The 24,322-nt window shown below is 37.9% G+C and carries 20 protein-coding genes and 1 tRNA gene; 18 read left to right on the top strand and 3 right to left on the bottom strand.

Annotated features, from left to right (window positions below; genetic code table 11):
- The first annotated feature begins 19 nt into the window (after window positions 1-19).
- From E3D81_RS00330 to E3D81_RS00285, 10 genes are all read left to right on the top strand, one after another.
- Window positions 20-2,779, top strand: a complete 2,760-nt coding sequence (locus tag E3D81_RS00330; protein WP_134776031.1) for a SusC/RagA family TonB-linked outer membrane protein — start codon at window positions 20-22, stop codon at window positions 2,777-2,779.
- A 21-nt stretch (window positions 2,780-2,800) separates the two neighbouring features.
- Entirely contained in the window at window positions 2,801-4,324 is a 1,524-nt protein-coding gene (locus E3D81_RS00325; RefSeq protein WP_134776030.1) for a RagB/SusD family nutrient uptake outer membrane protein, read from the top strand.
- 24 nt (window positions 4,325-4,348) lie between these two features.
- Window positions 4,349-6,244, top strand: a complete 1,896-nt coding sequence (locus E3D81_RS00320; protein WP_134776029.1) for a sialidase family protein — start codon at window positions 4,349-4,351, stop codon at window positions 6,242-6,244.
- The gene (locus E3D81_RS00315; protein ID WP_134776028.1) at window positions 6,234-7,487 is read left to right on the top strand and encodes a sialidase family protein; all 1,254 of its coding nucleotides are present in this window, start codon (window positions 6,234-6,236) and stop codon (window positions 7,485-7,487) included. The genes E3D81_RS00320 and E3D81_RS00315 overlap by 11 nt, the downstream gene beginning before the upstream one ends.
- Before the next feature lie 120 nt (window positions 7,488-7,607).
- Complete coding sequence (locus E3D81_RS00310; RefSeq protein WP_134776027.1) at window positions 7,608-8,300, top strand: FadR/GntR family transcriptional regulator; 693 nt, start codon at window positions 7,608-7,610, stop codon at window positions 8,298-8,300.
- Window positions 8,301-8,402: 102 nt separating this feature from the next.
- Window positions 8,403-10,046 carry a sialidase family protein gene (locus E3D81_RS00305; protein WP_134776026.1) on the top strand — a complete coding sequence of 548 codons (1,644 nt, stop codon included), beginning with the start codon at window positions 8,403-8,405 and terminating at the stop codon, window positions 10,044-10,046.
- 12 nt (window positions 10,047-10,058) lie between these two features.
- Window positions 10,059-10,970: a dihydrodipicolinate synthase family protein gene (locus E3D81_RS00300; RefSeq protein ID WP_099365728.1), complete on the top strand. Its 912-nt coding sequence runs from the start codon at window positions 10,059-10,061 to the stop codon at window positions 10,968-10,970.
- Between the two features lie 8 nt (window positions 10,971-10,978).
- Window positions 10,979-12,046, top strand: a complete 1,068-nt coding sequence (locus E3D81_RS00295; RefSeq protein ID WP_134776025.1) for a galactose oxidase — start codon at window positions 10,979-10,981, stop codon at window positions 12,044-12,046.
- 2 nt (window positions 12,047-12,048) lie between these two features.
- Window positions 12,049-13,308, top strand: a complete 1,260-nt coding sequence (locus E3D81_RS00290) for an MFS transporter (protein WP_099365726.1) — start codon at window positions 12,049-12,051, stop codon at window positions 13,306-13,308.
- Between the two features lie 9 nt (window positions 13,309-13,317).
- Complete coding sequence (locus E3D81_RS00285; protein WP_245153251.1) at window positions 13,318-14,721, top strand: sialate O-acetylesterase; 1,404 nt, start codon at window positions 13,318-13,320, stop codon at window positions 14,719-14,721.
- A gap of 66 nt (window positions 14,722-14,787) precedes the next feature.
- Here E3D81_RS00285 and E3D81_RS00280 read toward each other — a convergent pair.
- A tRNA-Arg gene (locus tag E3D81_RS00280) sits at window positions 14,788-14,859 on the bottom strand.
- 106 nt (window positions 14,860-14,965) lie between these two features.
- On the opposite strand from E3D81_RS00280, the gene E3D81_RS00275 reads away from it, so the two are divergent.
- From E3D81_RS00275 to E3D81_RS00240, 8 genes are all read left to right on the top strand, one after another.
- Window positions 14,966-15,688 carry a 2OG-Fe(II) oxygenase gene (locus E3D81_RS00275; RefSeq protein ID WP_245153250.1) on the top strand — a complete coding sequence of 241 codons (723 nt, stop codon included), beginning with the start codon at window positions 14,966-14,968 and terminating at the stop codon, window positions 15,686-15,688.
- Window positions 15,689-15,712: 24 nt separating this feature from the next.
- Complete coding sequence (locus tag E3D81_RS00270) at window positions 15,713-15,943, top strand: Ada metal-binding domain-containing protein (protein ID WP_134776024.1); 231 nt, start codon at window positions 15,713-15,715, stop codon at window positions 15,941-15,943.
- Between the two features lie 403 nt (window positions 15,944-16,346).
- Window positions 16,347-16,979 (top strand): peroxiredoxin, encoded by a 633-nt coding sequence (locus E3D81_RS00265; protein WP_134776023.1) that lies wholly within the window; start codon window positions 16,347-16,349, stop codon window positions 16,977-16,979.
- Between the two features lie 73 nt (window positions 16,980-17,052).
- Window positions 17,053-17,367, top strand: a complete 315-nt coding sequence (locus tag E3D81_RS00260) for a thioredoxin family protein (protein WP_099365724.1) — start codon at window positions 17,053-17,055, stop codon at window positions 17,365-17,367.
- On the top strand, window positions 17,348-17,605 hold the full coding sequence (locus E3D81_RS00255; RefSeq protein ID WP_099365723.1) for a DUF6952 family protein: 258 nt from the start codon (window positions 17,348-17,350) through the stop codon (window positions 17,603-17,605). The genes E3D81_RS00260 and E3D81_RS00255 overlap by 20 nt, the downstream gene beginning before the upstream one ends.
- A 292-nt stretch (window positions 17,606-17,897) precedes the next feature.
- The gene (locus tag E3D81_RS00250) at window positions 17,898-20,339 is read left to right on the top strand and encodes a PIG-L family deacetylase (RefSeq protein ID WP_134776022.1); all 2,442 of its coding nucleotides are present in this window, start codon (window positions 17,898-17,900) and stop codon (window positions 20,337-20,339) included.
- 12 nt (window positions 20,340-20,351) lie between these two features.
- Complete coding sequence (locus tag E3D81_RS00245; RefSeq protein ID WP_099365721.1) at window positions 20,352-20,549, top strand: hypothetical protein; 198 nt, start codon at window positions 20,352-20,354, stop codon at window positions 20,547-20,549.
- Between the two features lie 105 nt (window positions 20,550-20,654).
- Window positions 20,655-22,349, top strand: a complete 1,695-nt coding sequence (locus tag E3D81_RS00240) for a sodium:solute symporter (RefSeq protein WP_134776021.1) — start codon at window positions 20,655-20,657, stop codon at window positions 22,347-22,349.
- On the opposite strand, the gene E3D81_RS00235 is transcribed toward E3D81_RS00240, so the two are convergent.
- Both E3D81_RS00235 and E3D81_RS00230 read right to left on the bottom strand, forming a co-directional pair.
- The gene (locus E3D81_RS00235; protein ID WP_134776020.1) at window positions 22,346-23,266 is read right to left on the bottom strand and encodes an N-acetylmuramoyl-L-alanine amidase; all 921 of its coding nucleotides are present in this window, start codon (window positions 23,264-23,266) and stop codon (window positions 22,346-22,348) included. The two genes, E3D81_RS00240 and E3D81_RS00235, sit on opposite strands and share 4 nt — an antisense overlap.
- Window positions 23,267-23,271: 5 nt before the next feature.
- Window positions 23,272-24,321 (bottom strand): DUF3078 domain-containing protein, encoded by a 1,050-nt coding sequence (locus E3D81_RS00230; RefSeq protein ID WP_245153249.1) that lies wholly within the window; start codon window positions 24,319-24,321, stop codon window positions 23,272-23,274.
- Between the last annotated feature and the right edge of the window lies 1 nt (window position 24,322).

Below are 24,322 nucleotides of genomic sequence, written 5' to 3'. Positions count from 1 at the left end.
TGTTGGACTATTAAATATCATGTTTACAAAAAAATATATCATATCCATCTGTTTTGCTATTCTTATGGCAAATAGCAGTATTTATGCCCAAAATATAGCCGCAAAACCTGCGACAGTAGACAGTCTACATCGTTTGGATATTGCCCCTTCCACCATATCTATTGTCGGGAAACTATATGAAAAGCCCAACATATCAGTATCGGAAAGTGGGAATCTAGGAGCCAGCCCAGTATTGATGATTCGTGGGCTAAATAGTATTAATTTATCCAGTAGCCCTTTAATTTATATAGATGGAATTCCTATGAGATACTCTGGGGCAAATCCTACTTTCTTAAGTACTTTTGAACCAGATCGATTAGGTTTTTTAAACCCAAATGACATCAATAATATTCAAGTTCTTTCCTCTGGTTTTGAAATGCCAAAAATTGGAGGTCGAGGATCCAACGGTATATTAGAAATACATACAGAAAGAGGTGAATTTGGTGGAACGAAAGTTGATTTCATATCTAATTATGGATTAATCTCCTCCAATTTAAACGTGCCACGATTGGATGCTCAAAGCATGAAAGCCTATTTATGGTCTAGATTTCAAGAAGAAGGAATGTCGCCAGCCCAATTAGACCAACACCCTATATTTTCTGAAAGTAATCCAAAATATAATTTTCAAAATGATTGGTTAAACATGATTAAAAGGGATGGTGTATTTCAAGACTATCACCTGAAACTTAAAGGCGGTGATGGTGATGCAAATTATCTTTTTGCTGTTGGCTATACCAATAAGGAGGGTTTAATAAAAGAAACTAATTTTGAACGAATTGGTCTTCGATTTAATTTAGATTATCAGTTGGCTCCAAACATTTCTATTTACAACAATTTATCCTACACGAACACAAGTGGGCATTATAAAGAGTTTGGATCCGATTATAACACGCACCCCATTTATATTGCAAGTGCTAAAGCGCCATTTTTAGGAACTAATTTCGTAAATGCTGATGGTAGTCAGAGTCGAATTCTGGCGAGTGTTGACACGCTTGGATTAAGCAATCCCCTTGCCCTTGTTAACAACCTTTCTAACAAAAATCAATTTAATCGAATTGATGGAGTAATGGGAGTAAACTGGAAAATTAGAGGTGCTTGGGATTTGAAATCAGATCTTTCAATTTCTTATTTCAATTTATCTGAAAAACAATTTCGGCCAGCATTAGGAATTGTCCCTGACTTATACCGAATCCGACAAAACTCTCAAAGAAGCTCAAGTGAATTTTATTTGAATTGGAATGGTATACTTTCCAATTCAGGGAAATTATCAGAAAACCTAAAATATAATACAAGCATACAAGCAGCAATTGAAACCTATGAAGAGAAAAGTGTATTTGGAAGAAAGATAAACGCTGGAACTGATGATTTCGAGACACTACAACAAGGGGTTGTTGATAGCGCTTCGAACACAAGGTATAGATCAAATTTAATGAGTTACATTGCTGAAGGTATTCTTCATTGGAATGAAAGAATAAGTCTTAACGCCTCTTTGAATGTCCAAGGTTCCTCAAATTTTGGTTCAAATTCTCGCTGGAATATTTACCCAGGCGCAAAAGTTTACTTTTATATATTGGAGGAAAAACCATTGAACAAATGGAGTATAAATTTAGGTTACAATAGAAATGGCAACCATGAGGTTAGAGGGTTCTACCATTTTAACCAGTATTATCCTGAAAACTATTTCGGATATGGAGGTGTATATTTTGGTAATATTGCAAACCCAAGTCTTCGTCCCGAAATAACTGACAATTATGATATACAAAGTATTATAACGCCATTTGGAAATCGATTACAATTAAATTTAGGCTATTATTTTAAGCATACTACCAATCTTATAACTCATAAAACCATTCTAAACGAATTAGGATTGCAAGATAGATTTGAAAACGCTGGATCAATAACTAACCAAGGGCTTGAATTAGGTCTGACTTCACAAATCATTGCTAAAGAAAACATAGCATGGAATTTATCAACTTCAGTTTCAACGTTAAAAAATAAAGTTACTTCTCTACCAAATGGTGCAATTGAACAATCAATTGGCAATATAACTGGAATTGCGAAAGAAGGAGAACAATTGGGATCCTATTATGGATATAGAGTATTAGGAGTATTTCAGAATGAATCAGAGGTTAATTTAAAAAAATCAGATGGCACAGTATATTATCCAGGAGATTATGTCATAGAGGACATCAACAATGATGGAATAATTAACAGTTTAGATAAGCAAATCATAGGAACGGGTTTACCTAAATTTTTTGGTTATTTTTCGACAACATTCCAATATAAAAATTTTGGACTCAACCTTCTTTTCAATTTTTCTCAGGGTGCAGATATATACAATAGCTTTAAGCAGCAAATGCATCTTATGAAGGATTTTGCCAATCAAGACCCATCCGTTCTAAACCGCTGGCGATCGGATGATGAAACAGGTAACGGCTTGAGTAGAGCAGTTTTAGATGACCCTTCAAATAACGGCGCATCTTCTTCTCTTTGGGTAGAAGATGGAAGTTACTTAAAATTAAAACAAAGCTCGCTCCATTATAACATAAAGGGTAAACCATCACAGTTTTTTAAAAATATAATGATTTACCTAAGTGCAGACAATCTAATTACTTGGACAAAATATTCCGGTTTCGATCCAGAAGTAAATGGCTTGAACATTTCCTTATTAAGAAATATAGACTTTGGTGCTCCTCCTTTAGGCAAAACCTTCAAACTAGGTCTTAAAACTTCATTCTAATTTTTGCAAAATTTTTTATTTATGAAAAATCGCATTCGCTTATACACCCTAATCCCTAGTCTATTTTTTATAACGCTTATGGCATCTTGTTCTTCCTTTTTCGACGTGGAACCCTATAATTCAGTTGTGGAAGATAATTTTTATAAAAGCCAAAAAGACCTCAATGCATCAGCTTTGGGAATGTATGCTCCATTAACTCGAGATGTCCACAAATTTCTTTTGTGGGGAGATGCTCGAGCAGATATGGTTACTACAGGTCAAACTGAACCAATGCCTTATATAAATGAGTTTGTTATCAATAATGTTAGTATTGAAAATCCCTTTGCTGATTACAATAATATTTACGAAACCATAGCACGATGCAATAGGCAGATGGAAAAGGTTTATGATGTAACTAATAAAGATGATAAGCTATTGCCTAAAAGTGCAAATGCATATTATGCAGAAGCTGTTTTACTTCGTGCAATATGTTATTATTATTTGGTGCGTACATTTGAAAACTTTCCAATTATTCGATCTGATTATGCAGAAGAGGTTTCATATATAGATGAAAAGGGAAATACCATTAATCGCAAAACATCTGAAATAACCTCAACTGAACTTCGTGGTTTATTAAAATTCCCAAAAGATAAACAAGAGGTTTGGAGAATGATTTATAATGATGTTTTAAGTGTTCTCGGGATGTTGCCTTTAAACTTTATGTGGAACAATGAAACGCTTCCTTCTGAGGAAAGGTATGGCCGAGTTTCCCAACCTACTGCTGCAACTTTTGCAGCAGAAATTGCCATTTGGCTTGGTGAATATCAAACCGCCTCAGCTTTTTGTAATTCTCCGATAGTAAACAATCAACATTCTTTAGGTACAGCAGGAGCATGGCCAAATCAATTTACGGCTAGTTTTGCAGCTCAGCACAGCATGTTTCTTTTGGGATTTAGATTCGACAACAGCTTTGAAACCAATAGGTTACAAGAATTTACTTCAAACTTAGCACAAGAAGGAGGTAAGTATTTTTTAAAACCATCATCCCACGTAATAAACACCATATTTTTCCATGAAAGTTCGGATGTTCGGACAAATTTTAGTTATAAAGTTTTTGACCAAGACACAATTATTTGGAAATATATCGGATTAGATAATGTTTCTTCAAGGAGACCCGCCTATAAAAGCAATGCTAGCTGGCAGATTTTCCGTTCTGCTGACGCATGGCTACTTAAAGCTATTGCTGATTTACATCTAAATGATTATGCCTCGGCCTTCAATTTTATCAATATGATTCGTGAATCTCGTGGGTTGGTAAAATATTTACCAACAGATATAGATTATACAAATAAAGAATTGATGTTAGAAATTATTTTCACAGAACGTGCAAGGGAATTTGCATTTGAGGGTAAACGTTGGTATGACCTTATGTTATGGTCACAGTTAATTGGGAAAAATATTTTAGCAGAAAAGGTAGCTTCTAAATATAATGGAGAAAATAGAAATTCTGTGTACCAAAAACTTCTAGATCAAAAGAGCTGGTATTTACCTGTTAGTAATAATTGAAATCTAATTCCAAATTGATTAGAAATGAAAAAAATAATTAAATATTTATTAGGCTGTAGCATTTGTTTAATAATTTTCAACTCCTGTTATAAAGAGCAACACTGGGATTTTCCTGGCCCTTATGAAGAAGAAAAAATTACTCCTGACTCCCTCCCGTTTCCATTTGATGAAAATAGAATGGCGGGCATTTGGTTAATGAAAGACGGTAAACCCGATCTACAAAAAATTTTGTTTAAAGGTTTTACGGACTATTATCCTGGTGGAGACACCATTTCATGGGTGCAAGAACAGAATGGCATGCGTTTAATTCAACACAGAAATCCTTATCCTATTACTAATGCGGATCATGTGGGTGGAAGAGAGAATAGTTATCGCAATAATTATGCTGTATCCAAATATTTTGTTCCTGTAGGAAAAGGAAAAAACTTCTATATGTACTTTAAAGCAACCATTGGAACATTTAATGGTACCGCAGCTGGTATTGTACTTGGAAATAGCTGGGAGAATGGAAGAGAGTTTATTTTCGGTTTTGATGGATTTTCAAACATTGCGCCTCAGTTTTTCCTTGATTTTTATGAACGAACTTTTTCAGTAAATCCAGAAGCAGGATGGCCAACTGTTAACGAGGTTATAACACCTGGCGTTCCTGCTGAATTTGAAACCGCAATAGTAGATAATTTATTCTATATAAAAATAAATGGTGTACTGTGTTTCAAAATGCAATTGCCTGAACAAAAACTGTTTTTTTATACGCCCAGTATTCGGCCATGGAGAAACTTTTTAACTATTCATGATTTTTATATTGAATCTCAAGAAGCATTTACAGTCAATTATGCTTTTTACAATAAAGAGTTCAATTATAATTTTATCCAACGTCCAGCTTTAACAACAGATAATAATGGCGATGTGTTGTTATTTGCTGAAGGGAGGGGAAGTTATGAAAATGCCTATCAACGAGTCGCTCAAACTTCTAGACCTATAGCTAATACCGATATTATCTTACGTCGATCTTCAGATGGAGGAAAATCCTGGTCCAAAGAAATTGATGTAATTGCTGGAGAAAATTCTAATGATACTTATGCTTATCCACAAATAATAAAAAACAACACTGGAACACTCTTTTTATATTATAGCAAGATTGACTATATACAAAATGGCACCTCTTTTATACTTGAGCCAAGCCAACAAAAAATTTATCAACGCATTTCTAACGATAATGGAAATTCTTGGTCAGGAGAACAAGACATCACCAATCAAATAAAGACCCAATCAGTGGATGTCCAATTTGGTTCTGGTCATGGAATAGTTTTAAAAAGCTCCAATAATAAAGACCGATTAATATTACCAATGAATGTTGGATCCAATAGAGTACAAGTAGCCATATCAGATAATAATGGCTTAGATTGGAAATTAGGTGGCGAAATCCTAGGAAGCAATCTAAGAAATCCATCAATTGTGGAGTTGGCCGACGGTAAATTGATGATGTTACTATCGCACAGTAATGTTACCCCAAGAAATAAAATGGTTTCTTATAGTTCCGACGGAGGTACCACATGGACGACCGCAACTTCTTTTTCAAATGGAATCAATACAGGAGATTTTGGTCATACTTTTCCTTCTGTCCTTGTCCAAAATGATGCTGGAAAACTATTTTATGTTTCCCCACTAGGACGGGGAACGGATGTTCGTTCGTATGGAATGAGTCCTGTATATGCCAATTCCCCAACACTTTTCACAAGAGATCAACAAAATCAATCATTTATAAACCAAGGCCCTTTGTTTGATAAGATGGCTTATAATACTTACCTAGTTCCAGTAGGAAATCTAGATGCAGTACTTTTACCATCAGGCAAAATCTTGATTGCTACCGAGGGAGGAATAAATACACCATTTGAAGGAATTATTACTTATGAAAAATAACCTGTTTTTAATAATCAATGCCCTTTTCGTCGTTACATTATTATCTTGTACAGATAAAGATACTGGATTAACTTCTGTTTTAAAATTTGAGAAAACACCTTTTATTCCTGATGAAGAGGATAATAAAATAATTAAAGAGAATGTGAGAATATTTGAACAAGGAAAGGATGGTTATCATTCTTATCGCATTCCAAGTATAGTCACAGCTCCCAATGGTGATTTAATTGCACTTGCTGAAGGAAGAAAAATGAGCAGTTTAGATTATGGTGATATTGATTTAGTGGCAAAAACGTCTTCTGACAAAGGAAAAACTTGGTCCGCGTTAAGAATATTAGTACATGAAGGGGAGGGCACTTGGGGAAATCCTACCATTGTTACAGATTTTGAAAAAAATAAAATTTGGATTTTTCTCTCTTGGAATTCTGATAAACATAGTCAACATGGAGGTACTTTTAATGAAAAATACTACCCAGAAGTTTCTCAATGGGGCGACAGAAGGGTTTATTCTATGTTTAGTGATGATAATGGGACAACATGGTCAAATCCTGTCGATAGAACAGAAGATTTAGTTCCAAAAGATTTTGTGTGGGATGCTGTTGGCCCAGGTTCTGGAATTCAAATTGAAAATGGTCACACAAAGGGTAGATTAATTATACCAGCTGGTGAAAGAAATATTTATAGCGATGACCATGGAGTGACTTGGAAATATCAAAGGATACCTAAAAATACTTTTGAAGGTAGTATTGTTGAACTTAGTAGTGGCTTGTTATTAAGAAATGATCGTGCTGTAACAAATATTTGGAATAAAGGAAAAACAAGATATACCTCAAGGGGCTCTATTGAAGGTGGATTTTCAAATTTTATATCTGACCCAAATTTGATTGATCCAAGATGTCAAGGCTCTATTCTCCGTCAATCTTTTTATCCGAATTTGATGGTGTTTTTGAATTCTGCAAATAATGAAGGTGACAGTATGAAAGATCGATGTAATATGACTATTCGTTTAAGTTATGATGACGGTAAATCATGGTTTGCTTCTAAACAGTTGACTTACCATCAAATTTCACAAGAAAGTTTATGCAGGTTAGGTTATGGTGGTTATTCCAGCATGACTAAAATAAATGATGTAGAAATCGGAATATTAGTCGAACAAGTTGATAATCCATCTGCAGGATCTGCTATTAACAGAAGACATTCAATAGATTATCATCACATAAACTTAAATTGGATTAAGTCCTTATAAATGTGACAGATGCTAGTCACAACTTCTTGGGTTTTCTTAACATTTTTTTTATATTACTAACTTTTAATCATAACTTTTATGTTATTTTGTAGAACATAAAAGTAATTTAATACCATTTACATGCCAACAAAGGATTTGATGAATGACCTAAAACCCATTGAGGTCAATACACGGGCGGATTTAGTTGAAATTCAATTGCGCGAATATTTAGATAAAAAGGGGCTGAAAACAGGGGATGTTTTACCAACTGAAATGGATTTATCTGAGGCATTAGGAGTTAGTAGAAATGTATTAAGGGAAGGATTGAGTAGATTAAGAATGTTAGGATTAATCGAGTCTAAAAAGAAAAGAGGAATGGTTTTAACTAGCCCAGATATTTTAGGTTCATTTGAACGGGTACTTAACCCACAATTCATGGATACATCAACTTTAAAAAACCTCTTTGAACTCCGTTTAGTTTTAGAGTCTGGATTGGCAGATTTATTATTTCTTAGGAAGACTGATAAGGATATAAAAGAATTAGAAGGTATAATCAAAAAAGAAAAATCAGGGGATAATGATGTATTTCGAGTGAATAGTGAAATAGCTTTCCATGGAAAACTCTATGAAATCACAGGAAATGACACCTTAAAAAGGTTCCAGATTATGCTCTTACCTGTCTTCGATTACGTTTTAAAGAACGAGAATAGAAGCATTAAATCAAATGTTACCCATGCAGATTTGGTTAATATTTTGAAAACAGGCAGTAAGGAAGATTTTGTTTTAGCAATGCGAGAACACCTAAGACCTCATTATGAATATTTAAATAAATAAAAAAAATATAGGATATCCTATGGATGTCTTATATTTTTTTATTATTTTTATTTGTAGTACATAAGTACTAAATAACTAATCAAAAAAACCGAAGCTTAAAAGATGATAAGAGTAAATACATTAATAATCAGCTTAATATTATTTTTTCTAAATAACATTGCCATAGCACAAAATTTACGTGTTGACATAAAAACTTACCAGTTGCCAATCTTGGCAGACCAATCCATTAATGTCATAAAAAGATATGTTATTCACAGCGACATTGCTTTATACAATCAAAAAATCGAATTGCCAATCACCATTGATAAATTCAATAACCAAATTGTAAAACAAATTGAGTTATGGCAATCAAATACCGACACTACTTTATTAAAAGATGGAAACAAAGAAAAATTTGAGAAACTTCAATCACAAGTGTTCCAAAAAGCAAAAACTAACATAATGGCAGTCACAAATATTAAAAAGGGCGCAAACTATTTTTGGTTGAGTGTACAGGTACCCCCTGTGAAAAATCTGCTTACGCCCCTTGATATATCCTATGATGCATTAAAGATAAACGGTAAAAAAATAAAATTTCAAGATCTAAAATCAAGTTCTCATAGATATGCTGTTGCAGTTCGAAGACACAAACAAGATAGAGTACATACCAGTCGGATTCCTGGAATTATTACTGCAAAAGATGGTTCTTTAGTTTCTGTTTATGATGCAAGATATGAATCTGGCAGGGACTTACAAGGCCATATGGATATTGGTGTATCAAGAAGTCTAGATGGTGGGCATTCATGGTTACCCTTTGAAGTAGCTATAGATATGGGTGAATTTGGAGGCTTGGGGCAAAAATGGAATGGCGTATCTGATCCAAATATTATTATAAACGAAAACAATGGAGAAATTTTCGTTGCTGGATTATGGATGCACGGCGTAATTGATGAAACCGGAACTTGGTACCCTGGAATAAAAGATGGAAAAGAAATTTGGAATCATCAATGGAAAACCAAGGGTTCTCAGCCTGGATTCGGCATAAAGGAAACTTCTCAATTTCTTATGGTTAGGAGTCAAGATAACGGTAAAACCTGGTCAAAACCTATTAATCTAACAGAAATGTGCAAAAAAGAGGATTGGTGGCTATGGGCTCCTGCCCCAGGACATGGCCTTACCATGAAAAATGGCACCTTAGTAATGCCTACCCAAGGTAGAGACAATTCTGGAAAAGCATTTTCAAATATTACTTATAGTAAAGATGGAGGGAAAACTTGGTTAACATCTAATCCGGCTTTGCCAAGATCCACAACAGAATGTATGGCAGTTGAACTTGAGGATGGACGAATCATGTTAAATATGCGATCAAACCTAAATAGCACAGAAAAGGGAGAAAAAAACGGAAGAGCTGTTGCTACAACAAACGACATGGGAAAAACTTGGATTGAACATCCTACATCTCACCATGCATTAATTGAACCAACCTGTATGGCAAGTATCCATAAACATCATTATTTTGAATCTGGAAATGAAAAAACTCTTCTTGTTTTCTGTAATCCAAACTCAAAATATGAAAGGGTTAATATTTCATTGAAAATCAGCAAAGACAACGGCAATACATGGATTACAAAAACATTACTGGATGAAGGAAAAGGAAGGGGATATTCATGTATTACTTCTATTGACAAGAACACAATTGGAATTTTATACGAAAGTAGTCAGGCCGACCTTGTTTTCCAACAAGTTTCTCTTAAAGAATTATTGTAAAAATTATAGAAAATGAATAAAATAAATGGACTGATTGCAGCAACCTTTGCTGCCTTTAAAGCAGACGGCTCTATTGATTTAGAGAGTATTCCAAGCTATGTTGATATGTTAATCAACCAAAAGGTCGTGGGTGTATTCATTTGTGGAACAAATGGAGAAGGTCCAAGTTTGAGCACTGAAGAACGAATGCAAATAACTGAACGGTATCTAGAATGTGTCGCTGGTAGAATATTAGTTTTAGTCCATGTTGGTCATAGTTCAATTGAAGAAGCTAGAAAATTGGCCACGCATGCGGAATTAAATGGTGCAGATTATATTTCTTCTGTTTCTGCGTTTTACTTTAAACCTAGCTCGGCTCAAAATCTAGTGGACTGCATGGCCAATATTGCTTCTGCTGCTCCTAAAACTCCATTCTTTTACTATCATATCCCAGCAGTTACTGGCATACAATTAGATCTAATTGAATTCCTAACTCTTGCAGAGGCACAAATACCTACCCTTGCTGGAATCAAATATACAGCTTCCACTATTCACGAATATCAAGCATGCTTGAATTATAAAAATAGAAAATATGACATCTTGTTCGGCTATGATGAATTGTTATTGCCCGCTTTAGCTGTTGGAGCAAAAGGAGCTATTGGAAGCACTTATAACTATGCTGCTAAATTATACAATAAGGTTGTTCAACTCTTTCATGAAGGTAAACACGAAGAAGCAGAAAAACTTCATTTTAAAGCTGTTGAAATGATTCGCTTATTGGTTAAATATGGTCCAATTCCCACCCAAAGAGCTATTATGGAAAAAACAGGCGTATTTTTAGGAAATTCACGACTACCATTAGCTAATCTTTCCCAAGAAAATATTTCAAATCTTTACAAAGAACTTGAATATTCAGAATTTTTAGATATTGTAGCCTCTTGTTAAAAAATGCTATGCTGTTTTATGCACTTAAAATCTTGATTTTTATGTTGATTCCAACCGCTGTTTTAGGACAGGAAACAAAATTAAAATGGGAATGGGTTTACCTAAAGCCAATTCCTGATGCAATTGGTTATGCAGGGGCATATGTCGGCGTTGTAAATGATTTTTTGATTGTTGCTGGTGGAGCAAATTTCCCAGATGGAAAAGCTCCATGGGAAGGAGGTGAAAAAGTTTGGACAGATAAATTGTTCGTGTTAAAAGAAAAAGCGGGCAATTGGTCAGAATCAACTAAACTTCCCCGAGTCATGGGATATGGCGCTACGGTTTCTTATAATAATAAAATGTACATCGCTGGAGGAAGTGATGAAAACCAGCATTTGGATTCTGTATATGAAATATTTTGGGATAACACTAAAAATTCAATAGCCTATCAATCCATAGCTAAATTACCCAGCCCTATTGCAAATTGTGCTTCTGTAAGAATTAACAATTTTTGGTATATCCTTGGAGGTTTAAAGTCACCAAATTCTAAAGAAGCTGAAAATAACTGTTGGAGGTTAGATCTTCAAAACCCTCATAATGGATGGGAAATCTGTACCAAATTGCCAGCAGAAGGTAGGATGCTTGCAGTAGCTGCAAATTTCAATGGAAAGTTATTAATCATGTCCGGTGTTTCCTTAATAAATGGCGTTCGAAATTACTTAAAAGATGTATATGAACTTAATGATGATGGAGAGTGGATTCAAAAAACTAATCTTCCAACATCTTTTGCCGCGGCAGCTGGACCTGCATTTTATGATGCCTTTAGCAAAAATCTATTTGTAATTGGTGGAGATGATGGCCGCTTGGCAAAAACTACTCCAAATCATGATCATCCAGGGTTTTCGAATAGAATTTTCATATATGATGGAAAAGAGTGGAATAATAAATCAATAGTAAAGATGGAAACTTTAGATAAAGTCTGGCTTCCAGTTACGACTGGCACTACCTATTGGCGAGGAAGCCTTATTATTCCGACAGGAGAGATTCGACCTGGAATCAGAAGTCCAAAAGTTTTGGTTGGTCATATAACAAAATAATCATGATAAATACAGCTTCTAAAGGATACAGCTGGTTATTGGTAGGCCTACTTTGGGTGGTGGCATTTTTAAATTATTTTGATAGGATTCTAATCACTTCTATGCGGGATCCAATCGTGTCAGATTTTAATTTGAATGATTCTCAATTCGGTCTATTAACTTCAGTTTTTCTATGGTCATATGGAATTGTAAGTCCCTTCGGCGGCTTCCTAGCTGACAAATATTCTCGGAAAAAAGTCATCGTTTTATCTGTTTTAATTTGGTCAGCAGTTACTTTATGGACTGGCTATGCTAATTCTTTTGAGGAAATTTTAATTACACGCCTGCTCATGGGTATAAGTGAGGCCTGTTACATCCCTGCAGCATTAGCTTTAATCACCGATTATCATTCTGGAAAAACACGCTCCTTAGCTACAGGTTTACATATGTGTGGGTTATATACTGGACTAGCTCTGGGGGGCTTGGGCGGATTTATTGCGGAATATTGGGGATGGCGATATGGTTTCCATGTATTTGGTTTATTTGGAATCGTTTATTCTTTTGTTTTAATATATTTTATTCGTGACAAAAAGGAAGTAAATCAAAACACAATCAATCCAAGTGAATTAAATTTTCAATTAGAAAAAGATGAAATTTCCGAAAAGTATTCGGTGAAAGAGATTTTAATATCCTTATTCAAACTTCCTTCATTTTACCTAATCCTATTTTATTTTGCTGTATTAGGAATGGCCAACTGGTTTGTCGCAGGATGGCTCCCTACGTTTCTTAAAGAACAGTTTCATTTAGATCTGGGAACTGCAGGAATTTCCGCAACAGGGTATATGCAAGTTGGTTCTTTTGTAGGAGTAATATTGGGTGGCATTGTAGCAGATCGCTGGGCACAAAAAAATCCGAAAGGAAGAGTGAATGTAATGATTATTGGCTTTTGTATAGGGGCACCGTTTCTTTTCATTATGGCATCTACTCAAATGTTTGCTGTGGCCATAGTTGCGATGTTGATATACGGCCTTGCCAGAGGTTTTAACGATGCTAATTTAATGCCATTACTTAGACAAGTGGTTAATGAACGATATATTGCAACCGCTTATGGTTTCCTGAATTTCTTGAGCACGATTGTGGGGGGCGTCATGGTGTACTTAGGAGGTGCTTTAAAAGATGCGAATATTAGCCTTTCCATTATATATCAAATAATTGCTGTTATTCTGTTATTGGTTTCATTATCATTAACTTGGGTTCAGATAAAAAAGACTAATTCACCTTAAACAAAATTCATGAATAAGACTATTTTTTTTACGCTTATATTTTTTATAGGGATTTATAAAGTTCAGGCACAGAAATTACGTCTTCCATCTTTTTTTTCAAAAAACATGGTTTTACAGCAGCAGGAAAATGTTAATTTTTGGGGTTGGGCAAGAGCTGGGCAAGAGGTAAAAATTTTAGCCTCTTGGTCAAAAGATACTATAAAAACTATAACTTCTGGAGATGCTGAATGGAAAACATCTATTTTAACCCCTATAGCGGGGGGGCCATATAAAATCTGGTTTCAATCTCAAGATCAAGAAATAACCTTAGAAAATGTTATGGTTGGTGAGGTATGGCTGTGCTCTGGTCAGTCTAACATGCAATGGTCAGCCCTTAATAATGTTAAAGAAATGAAAGAAGCATTACCTAGCATTTCTAATAAAAATATCCGCTTTTTACAAATAAGTAATATTGCTGCACAAAACCCACAAAATGATATATATGATAAATGGACAGAATGCGATCCAAAAAGTGCAGAAGCTTTCTCAGCAATAGGTTATTTCTTTGCTGAAAACTTAAATAAAAATTTAGATATTCCAATAGGGATAATAAATACAAGCTGGGGAGGATCGGCGGCAGAATATTGGGTTCCTAAAGAAGATATATTAAATGATCCAGAGTTGTTTAAAAATTCAAAATTGCAAAAAATTGCACCAAGAAAACCATACCAACCCGGTGTTTTATGGAATAGTATGATTCACCCTTTCGCGGGCTATAATATTGCAGGAGCTTTGTGGTATCAAGGAGAGGATAATACAATCTCTTATTGGGGCTATGATCGTTTAATGCAAACCTTAATAAGTTCCTGGAGAAAAGCTTGGAATAAAGAATTCCCCTTCTATTTTGTTCAAATAGCACCACATTCTTATAAATACGAAAAACCAAATGCAGCATTACTTAGAGAGCAACAAGCCAAAACTGCAATAAGTATTTCAAAAACAGGTATGGTCGTAACTACCGATTTGGTAGATAATATAAAAGATATTCACCCCCAAAAGAAAAGAGCTGTAGCTCTACGACTTGCCGATTTAGCATTAGTAAATGATTACGGTTTCCAAAAAAAAGATTATCAATCACCCATTTATAAAGACTATATCATTGAAGATGATAAAATAAGAATTCGATTTTACCACGCTGAAGGAAAGTTACGAGTCAAAGATAAAGAAATGACGGGATTATATATTGCGGGAAACGATCATGTTTTTAAACCTGCCAATTTCAAAATTGAAAATAATGAATTGCTGGTTTATTCTAAAGAGGTCCCCAAACCTATTGCAGTAAGGTTTGGGTTCAGTAATACTTCTATGCCTAATTTATTTTCTTCAACAGGTCTACCTGTTTCTCCATTTCGCACAGATAGTTGGGGATTTTAATAGAGATTTATCAATTATAAACTTTATAAAAAAACGAAAAGAGCATCAAATGATGCTCTTTTTCTGTAGCCTCGAGCAGAATCGAACTGCTATCAAATGTTTAGGAAACATCTATTCTATCCGTTGAACTACGAGGCCGTGCTGCAAATCTAATATTTTACCACCAAAAAACTTAGCAACATCTGGATTTTTTCTTTGTCCTCAATTTTGGAACTTTATAGTAACATCAAGCCCCACTACCAAAATGATGAACAACACCAACATACCAGAGAAAATCGCACAACTTGATTGGTCCACCATCAACGAATCCATGAATCAACAGGGCTTTGCCCTTATCCCAAGCCTTTTCACTTCCCAAAATTGCGAAGAGCTCATCCAAAATTACGATAACCCATCCCTATATAGAAAGACCGTCAACATGGCAAGATATCGCTTCGGATTGGGAGAGTACAAGTACTTCAATTATCCCCTGCCAAACATTATCCAAGAAGTAAGAACAGCCATTTACCCGCATTTGGCTGCCATCGCCAACCTTTGGTTTCAGGTCTTGAAAATAAATAGGCAATACCCCAACAGCCATTCCGAATTTCTAAAAGAATGCCATGATAATGAACAATTAAAAGCAACACCATTAATCCTAAAATATGGAAAAGGAGGATTTAATACCCTGCACCAAGATCTTTATGGTGATGTTTATTTCCCGATCCAGATGGTACTCTTTTTGAATGAGGCAGATGAGGATTATACGGGTGGAGAATTTGTGCTCACCCAACAAATTCCAAGAGCACAGTCCAAAGCGACAGTCCTACGTCCAAAAAAAGGAGATGCATTATTGTTTACCACGAATTTTAGGCCAGAGAAAGGTACTAAGGGTTATTATCGGATTAATATGAAGCATGGGGTCAGTGAGGTGAAATCTGGGGAAAGATATACTCTGGGAATTATTTTTCATGATGCGTTGAGTTGATTTAGTTTATAAATATTTATAAAGATGATTGAGCATGTCAATATAAGTCCGCAAGAACTGCATGGGATGATCCGTAGAAAGGAAATCCTGTTCGGTGGGAATAGAAAATTGAAGATCTATGGAAAATTAGGCTGCGGTTCTGGGAAGAGAATGAAACGAGAGAATAGGGTGTTTTTTAAGGATGAAGAGGAAGCTTTGGAGGCCGGTTATAGACCTTGTGGAAATTGCATGAGGCGAGGAGTTTCTTCGCTCTGAAACCATAGTGAAAGCAAGGTGAAAGTATGCAAAATGTATGTAATGGTTAGTTTAGCATGCTTTTTTCTTGGTTTAAGTATGTTTTAAGCACGATTTCAACTTGAAAACATGCTTTTTACATACTGAAATGTACGTTTTTATTTTTAGCAATTACGGTTGGATAGTAGATTGCTTCGTTCCTCGCAATGACACAGCGGGCATAGACAAACCGAGCAATGAACAGTGGTTTGGAAGATTGCTTCGTTCCTCGCAATGACGCAGAGATAATTGGATAATAATATAAATCACATCTATAAATAATCCCCATCACATATAGACAAAAATGATACTCAATAAACAATATCAATACTTTTCAGGCTTAAAAAACCTTACCTTTGTACCAAGAAAAAGAAAAGAAAATATTATGAGTTTTACAGGTAAAAATTTCCCGAACATTACAGTAGATGCGATCGATTATTTAGGCGACAACTTCACGTTGAACTTATTCGAAAAAGCTCAGCAAGAAAACAAAAAGATCTTGTTATTCTGGTATCCAAAAGACTTTACTTTTGTATGTCCTACAGAATTACATGCTTTCCAAGAAGCAGTTGCTGAATTCGAAAAAAGGAACACCATCGTTATCGGTGCATCATGTGACTCGGCAGAAGTACACTTTGCTTGGTTAAACACAGCAAAAGATAACGGCGGTATCGAAGGTGTGGAATACCCTATCATTGCAGATACCAACCGTAACCTTTCCAGTGTATTGGGAATTTTAGAAATGAAAGAAGTTGAGCACCCAGAGTACGGTACTTTGGTGGAAGGATCAGCTGTATCTTACCGCGCAACTTACTTGATCGACGAAACTGGTAAAGTATTCCATGAGTCGGTAAACGATATGCCTCTAGGCCGTAACGTTAAAGAATACATCCGTTTGGTAGACGCTTACACCCATGTTCAAAAACACGGTGAAGTTTGTCCGGCAAACTGGGAAGAAGGTAAAGACGCTATGAACGCTACACGCGAAGGCGTTGCTTCTTACTTAGCACAAAACTAAGACCCCCCTTTAAAAAAGAGGAGGCCAAAACCTCCTCTTTCTTTTTATAAATACATCTATAAATCAATCTATCATGTTACAAGAATTAAGCGCAGACAATCTACAAGAAGTAGTCAACAGCAATGATGTTGTGATGGTACAATTTTCAGCTTCTTGGTGTGGCAATTGCCGTATCATGAAACCAAAATTCAAGAAACTTTCTACAGAGAACGAAAATGTAGAATTCGTTATCGTGGATGCAGAAAAGTTTCCAGAGTCAAGAAAATTAGCGAACGTAAATAACCTGCCTACATTTGCCGCTTTCAAAAACGGTAAATTGGTAAACCAGGTTCAAACAAATAAAATCGAAGGATTAACAGAATTATTAAATGAAGTTACCAGTAATTAAACACCTCGTTGAGTTCATCAAAGAAAATGATGCCGATTTCGTATTGGAAACCATTGAAACATTGGAATCCCTGACCGAAGTTTCGCAACTGAAAGATGAAGAACTTGACGTCATCGGTGAATTGATTTCAAATATGTACGGTGCCATCGAGGTAAACAAACTTATCCAAGATGGAACACCACAAAAAGATGCCCTGAACACCTTTATGAAGCGTGTTTTAGGCTCCATCGACAAATAAATCAGAAATTTACCTGCCCTTCTTGCAGTAAATTATATTTTCTTTTCCACAAAAACCTGTGTATAACTCGGTTTTTGTGGAAAAGTTTTTTTTATCATGCCCCCATATTCCATTCTATTTATCTTACTTTTATATTCATTAAAGGTTAGACCAAATTAGCGCATCATCCTGCCAATTGAACCCATGATTGGATCACGGGGTTTAACGTCAAAAGATTTTTAATTGTTGGTAAAAGGAATCAAATTAATTTGATTCCTTTTATTTTTAAGGCAAACTTCCTTATTTTTAGGCTATGATCCTACGAATCCTTAGTCTACTTATATTCCTAGTCCTTCAAATCCCAACCCTTCAGGCTCAGCAAGCCCTATCTTCTGCGCAGATCAAACTGCAGATCGATAAATTGAACAGTCTCGGTTCGGTGCTGTATTTTGCGGCCCATCCGGATGATGAAAACACCAGATTGATCGCTTGGCTGGCCAACGAAAAGAAGTTCAAAACCGCCTACCTTTCCCTTACCCGTGGTGATGGCGGACAGAATCTATTGGGTACCGAGCAGGGAATCGACCTGGGATTGATCAGAACACAGGAACTACTTGCTGCCCGCAGCATCGATAAAGGGGAACAATATTTTACTTCTGCCTACGATTTCGGTTTCAGTAAGACCCATGAAGAAACCTTTTCCTTTTGGAAAAAGGAAGAAACCCTGCGCGAAGCGGTGTACCTCATCCGCCAATTGCAACCGGATGTGATCATTAACCGCTTTCCGCCCGACAGCCGTGGCGGACATGGCCATCACCAGGCTTCAGCCATGTTTGCCCATGAAGCTTTCCTCGCAGCTGCTGACCCCAAACGATTTCCAGAACAACTGAAAACCCTAAAACCTTGGCAGGCCAAACGCCTCGTTTGGAACACCGCCAATTTTGGGGGCATGAACAACACTTCCGAAGATCAATTAAAAGTCAATATAGGCGCCTACAATCCCCTTATCGGATATTCCTATGGCGAAATATCAGCGCTCAGCAGATCCCAGCATAAAAGCCAGGGATTTGGCGCAGCCACCCAACGTGGAGATGTTATCGAATATTTTGATCATGTAGCGGGTGATAAAGCGCAAAGCGACCTGTTCGAGGGAATAAAAACCGATTGGAGCCGATTAAATGAACCAGGGCTTACCCAACCGATCGAACAGGAAATTAAAAGCCTGCAAAACAGCTTCGACCCGAACCATCCCGGCAAGAGTATCCCAGCCTTGGCAAAGCTTCACCAGGATATCCAAAAACTGAAAAACTCCTTTTGGAAATCCCAAAAAATAAAAGAAGTGGAAGGCCTGCTGCTGGCTTGTGCCGGTATGTATGTGGAAGCCACCAGCAACAAACCAGGTGCTGTCATTGCTGAGGCAGTACCATTTAGTCTGGATATCATTTCCAGATCGGAAGAGGCCAACGCCAGTTTGAAAAGCATCAATGGAAAACCGGCAAACAAGCTACTTACCTACAATAAACCGGTAACCGTAGATGGTCAAATAACCGCCGGCCAAAGCTCCCAACCCTATTGGTTGATAAAACCTCATTCCCTAGGGAAATTTGAGGTGGAGGAACGTAATTTTGGAAAACCGGAGAACTTGGACCCCATTAGTGTGGAGCTTGTGTTCCAGGTGGCGGGTGTCGATATACCGGTTAAGAAACCGATCAAATACAGGTATGTAGATCCAGTAGATGGCGAGATCCTTCAGCCCATCAGCATCAGTCCGAAGTTTACCGCAGCATTTACCAGCAATAACCTCCTGATCCAGGAAAACGAAGAGAAAACCATTGGAATCACGGTGATGAACCATGGTCCAAAAACCGAAAAGGGCAACCTGACCTTTACCCAGAGCAATGGGCTAGAGATCCACCCGAATAAGATAGCGGTGGAAATTCCGGCAGGACAAAGCTGGTCTGGACAGATCAGCATCAAAAACCCTAAAAATACCGCCAATAGCACGGTAAATCTGCAGTTCAATGGCGAAACATTGAGCGGCTATAAAAACATTAACTACCCCCACATCCCAAGCATCACTTGGTTTCCGGCATTGACCCTTCAGGTTAAGAAACTGGATCTGGTCAATCCGATCAAAAAAGTAGCGTTTATTGCCGGTGCAGGCGACCTTATCCCTTCCTCCCTGGAGAATATCGGGATTCAGGTGGATCAATTAACGGAGCAGCTTATTACGTCTTCCAGCCTTAAAAACTACGATGCCGTTGTGGTTGGCGTACGGGCGTATAACGTTAGCAAGCATATCCAACGTTGGATGCCGGAGCTGTTGAAATATGTGGAAGAAGGTGGTGTAGCCTTGGTGCAGTACAATGTCAATTCCAAAATGGGAATAACGCAGCTTGGACCTTACCCCTTCCAGATCAACCGAAGCCGGGTAACAGAAGAAGATGCCAAGGTGGTCTTCAACGATAAAAACGACCCGGTGCTAAATTATCCCAACAAAATTACAGTCGCTGATTTTGATGGCTGGGTACAGGAAAGAGGCTTATACTTTGCGGATCAAATTGATGCGAAATACCGTACTCCGCTCACTTTTTCCGACAAGAACGAAAGCCCCAACAAGGGGTCCTTGTTGATCGCCAATTATGGAAAAGGGAAATTTGTATATACTTCTTTGGCATTTTTCAGACAATTGCCCGCTGGAGTGCCCGGAGCTACTAGATTATTTGTAAATTTGTTGACTAAAGAAGAAAAATAATAGAATAATATAATGGAAAATCAAATCGACAACTCAAAAGAAATTAATGTAAAAGGAATTATCTTGTTAACCGCTGTAATCTTAGGTGGTTTAACAGCATGGATTGCTACAGGAACATTTTTAGGTGTGATCGGTGGAACGGTTGCGGCATTGGTTTTTGCCATCATCTTCATTACTGCCTTGTTGCCGAATAAACCGCATGACAGATAATGGACTTCCTCCATTTGTACGTAGCTGGAGACAATTCTATTGGTTAATTGTACTCTGGTTAATCGTATGCATTGTATTGATGTATTTCTTTACTAGATACTTGGGATGAGTAGTATCGATTGGATAGTACTCATCCTTACCTTGCTCTTGATCGTCGCCTATGGGATCTATAAGAGCAAAAACGTCAAAAGTATTGACGGCTATATCCTTAGTGACCGCTCCTTACCTTGGTATACCGTAGGGTTATCGGTCATGGCAACACAAGCCAGCGCCATCACCTTTCTTTCCGCTCCTGGCCTAGCCTATACATCGGGCATGAGCTTCGTGCAGTTCTATTTCGGACTTCCACTGGCCATGATCGTCCTCTGTGTCACGTTCATCCCCATTTTTCATAAACTGAAGGTCTATACGGCCTACGAATTCCTCGAGAAGCGGTTCGATGTGAAAACAAGGGTGCTAACGGCTTTTTTGTTCCTGATACAACGGGGGATCTCTACCGGAATTACCATCTTCGCGCCTTCCATCATCCTATCCAGTGTGCTACATGTCGACCTCACACTGACGACCTTAGGGATTGGGGCGCTTGTGATCATCTATACGGTTTATGGAGGAACCAAGGCGGTTTCCTATACCCAATTGCTGCAGATGGGGATTATTTTCGCCGGCCTGTTATTGGCGGGTGTTCTGGTGGTGCATCTATTGCCCCAGAACATTGGTTTTAAAGAGGCCTTGCATATTGCCGGAAAATCCGGCAAGGCCAATGCCATAGATTTTAAATTTGACCTTGACAACCAATATACCGTTTGGACGGGTTTGATTGGTGGATTCTTCCTGCAGCTTTCCTATTTCGGAACGGATCAAAGCCAGGTCGGCCGCTACCTTACAGGAGCTTCCGTAAAGGAAAGCCGAATGGGGCTGTTGATGAACGGGCTTTTGAAAGTGCCGATGCAGTTCTGTATCCTATTGATCGGGATATTGGTATTTGCCTATTATCAGTACCATACACCGCCCCTTTTCTTCAACGAGAAGGAAACCCTGAAATTGGAGCAGAGCCAATATGCGGGGGAATACCGGCAGATTATGCAGGAGCACCAACAGCTCAGCCAAGAAAAAACTTTGGTCGTCAACCAATTGACCGATGCCTTATCGACCGATAACCAGGATATTATTGACGCCAGCCGAGATAAACTATCTGCATTCGGCGAAAAAGAAAAAGCATTGAAGGCGGATGTCGTATCCCTCATCAAGAAAAACGACGAGCAAGCAGACACGAACGACAATAACTATATCTTCCTTAAGTTCGTGATCGATGTGTTCCCTAAAGGCTTGATTGGGCTATTGATAGCGATTATATTCCTGGCTTCTATGGGAGCCACTGCAAGTGCGATCAATTCTCTTTCCTCTACCACCGTCATCGATATCTATAAACGCTTTGTCCGCAAGGATGGAGATGATGCCCTTTACCTGCGCGCATCCCGCATCAGCACCCTATGTTGGGGTATTTTCACGGTGATTATCGCCCTATATGCCAATAGGCTGGGAAATTTGTTGGAAGCTGTGAACATCCTGGGTTCCCTTTTCTACGGCACTATCCTAGGGATCTTCCTCGTGGCTTTCTATGTTAAACAGATTGGGGGTAAAGCGGTATTCTGGTCGGCGGTTATTACTGAGGCCATCATCATCGGAATCTGGAAGCTTGATATCGTTGCTTTTCTCTGGCTCAACCTGATCGGCTGCGCCTTGGTCATCATCATCGGCCTACTTCTACAATCTGCTTTCCCAAGAAAAGAAATCGCTTAATAGTATTTCCGATAGAGGTCGTAGAGGACCATTTTATCGTATTCCGTGAGGACAAGTGTCCGATCATTCTTGATATATTTCTGCTTGAATACCCGAATGACCGATTCTGGCCTGGTCATATCATAGCCCATCAGTTTCAGTGCATCCATAGGATTAAAATTGGCCGGGGCAGGCATTAAGGCATTCGGATTGTACCAGATGCCGAATCCACGTTGGGCCAATCTTTCCCAAGGGAAGAAAGCACTTGGATCATCCTTTCTGCCCGGTGCAAAATCACTGTGTCCGATAAAGTTCTTTTGAGGAATGGTATATTTCGTCTTTAAGGTATCCAATAAAACCATGAGGGACTTGATCTGTGCTTCTGGAAAGGGTTCATTCCCATTGTTGTCCAGCTCGATACCAATGGACACAGAGTTCATATCGGTGATATTCCCCCAGGATCCACGACCGGCATGCCAGCCACGCAGGTAATCGTTCAACATCTGAACCACACGACCGTCCCTACCGATCACATAATGGCTGCTCACCTTGCTATGTGGCACCTGAAAAGTACGGATGGTCTGTGCCATACTGGTTTGAGAGGTATGGTGGATCATCACGAAATGCGGCTTCCGCACATCGTAATGCATGGCTGCTGCAAAATCCGTTTGTTTATTGATCCCCGCACGGAACATATTCCAGGCAATCTCTTCTGGGGTCAATGGTGCAACCACTTGAACCATTTGGCGCTGTGAATCTACCTTTGTTTCTTCCAACAAGGTATCCACGTTCACCACGGTACTCTCAACTATCTTGGAGGGGGTAATGACAGAAGTTGTTGGTTGCTGTAAAACCTTTGTCTTTTTTGCGGTTGAACAACCGATCAAAAAGATCACCCCACACACCGCAACAACCAATCGTCCTGTATTTTTTAGCATCTATCTTATTTAGGTAAATTTAATAGGATTCCCAAGGCCAACGATTCACTCCACTGCACTTTGCCGATCATATTGTTATCATAGATCATGGTACCGCCTAAGGAAACATTGATCAAGGAGGTAATCCTTGAGCTGAAGGTCATATCCAAACGATGTGATGGATCATTCAGGTCCAGGTAATCTGCAAAAAGGTTATAACGTGCTTTCAGATTGATGTTCTTGGCGATGTTCTTATCCAAATTTGCTGTTAGCTGGAATGCCAGTTCATTTTTAAAGTTCTTATCTTCTTCTACACCATAACGAGGACCCGTTCCTTTATCAGGATTGGATGGGTTTAGGTATTCGCCATATCGGTCGTAGTAGCCCTGTCCTGAACGTGGTCTGATACGCTGATCCAAGATCAAGGTCTGACGGGCTGTACCTGTACCAAAACGTAGGGAGAATTCCTTGTTTGGCTTATACTCCAAACCGACAGACTCCGTGAAATAACCCGGCGACATGAAAGAGGATTTAACACTTGTAATGGTGTCCTTGCCTGTTTCTTTATCTCTACCGTAGTTATAAGCGTTGTCAAACTGCGTTTCCACCGTGATCGAGGTATAGATCGCCCAGCTCTTCGATAATTTGTAGGAAAGCTTATTATCCCAGAACAACCTATCATTGTTCGGTCTTGGCATCTGGTCTTCGTTTTTCAGCTTACCGTATTTCATGTCCACCTCGGTGGTAAAGTTGAAGTTGTTTCTATTGAATTCTGATTTGTGCCAGAATAGACCCATTAATGCCCAGGAGTTCAATCCCCCTAATTGCCAGGATTCGCTGAACTGTGCCTGGTTGAAGTTCAATCCCAGTTTGGTCCAGTGTTTCCAATAGTTTACTTTCAGGTCTAACTTAGGAATGGGAACATTGATATTCTTAATATTCAGGGCTTTTTGTTTTTCTTGTTCGCTGATGCTAGAATCTGGTTTTACACGCAGCTCCTTTAGATCTTGAGCATGCATCTGGGTAACCCCTAAAACAAAAATGAAAACAGGTAATAGGTAAAATTTTATTCTCATA

This window comes from Sphingobacterium sp. CZ-2 (assembly GCF_004526235.1).
In the GTDB taxonomy this organism is placed as follows: Bacteria; Bacteroidota; Bacteroidia; order Sphingobacteriales; family Sphingobacteriaceae; genus Sphingobacterium; species Sphingobacterium tenebrionis.
Note: the sequence above shows the minus strand (reverse complement) of the source record. Positions and strands in the feature narration are given on the sequence as shown.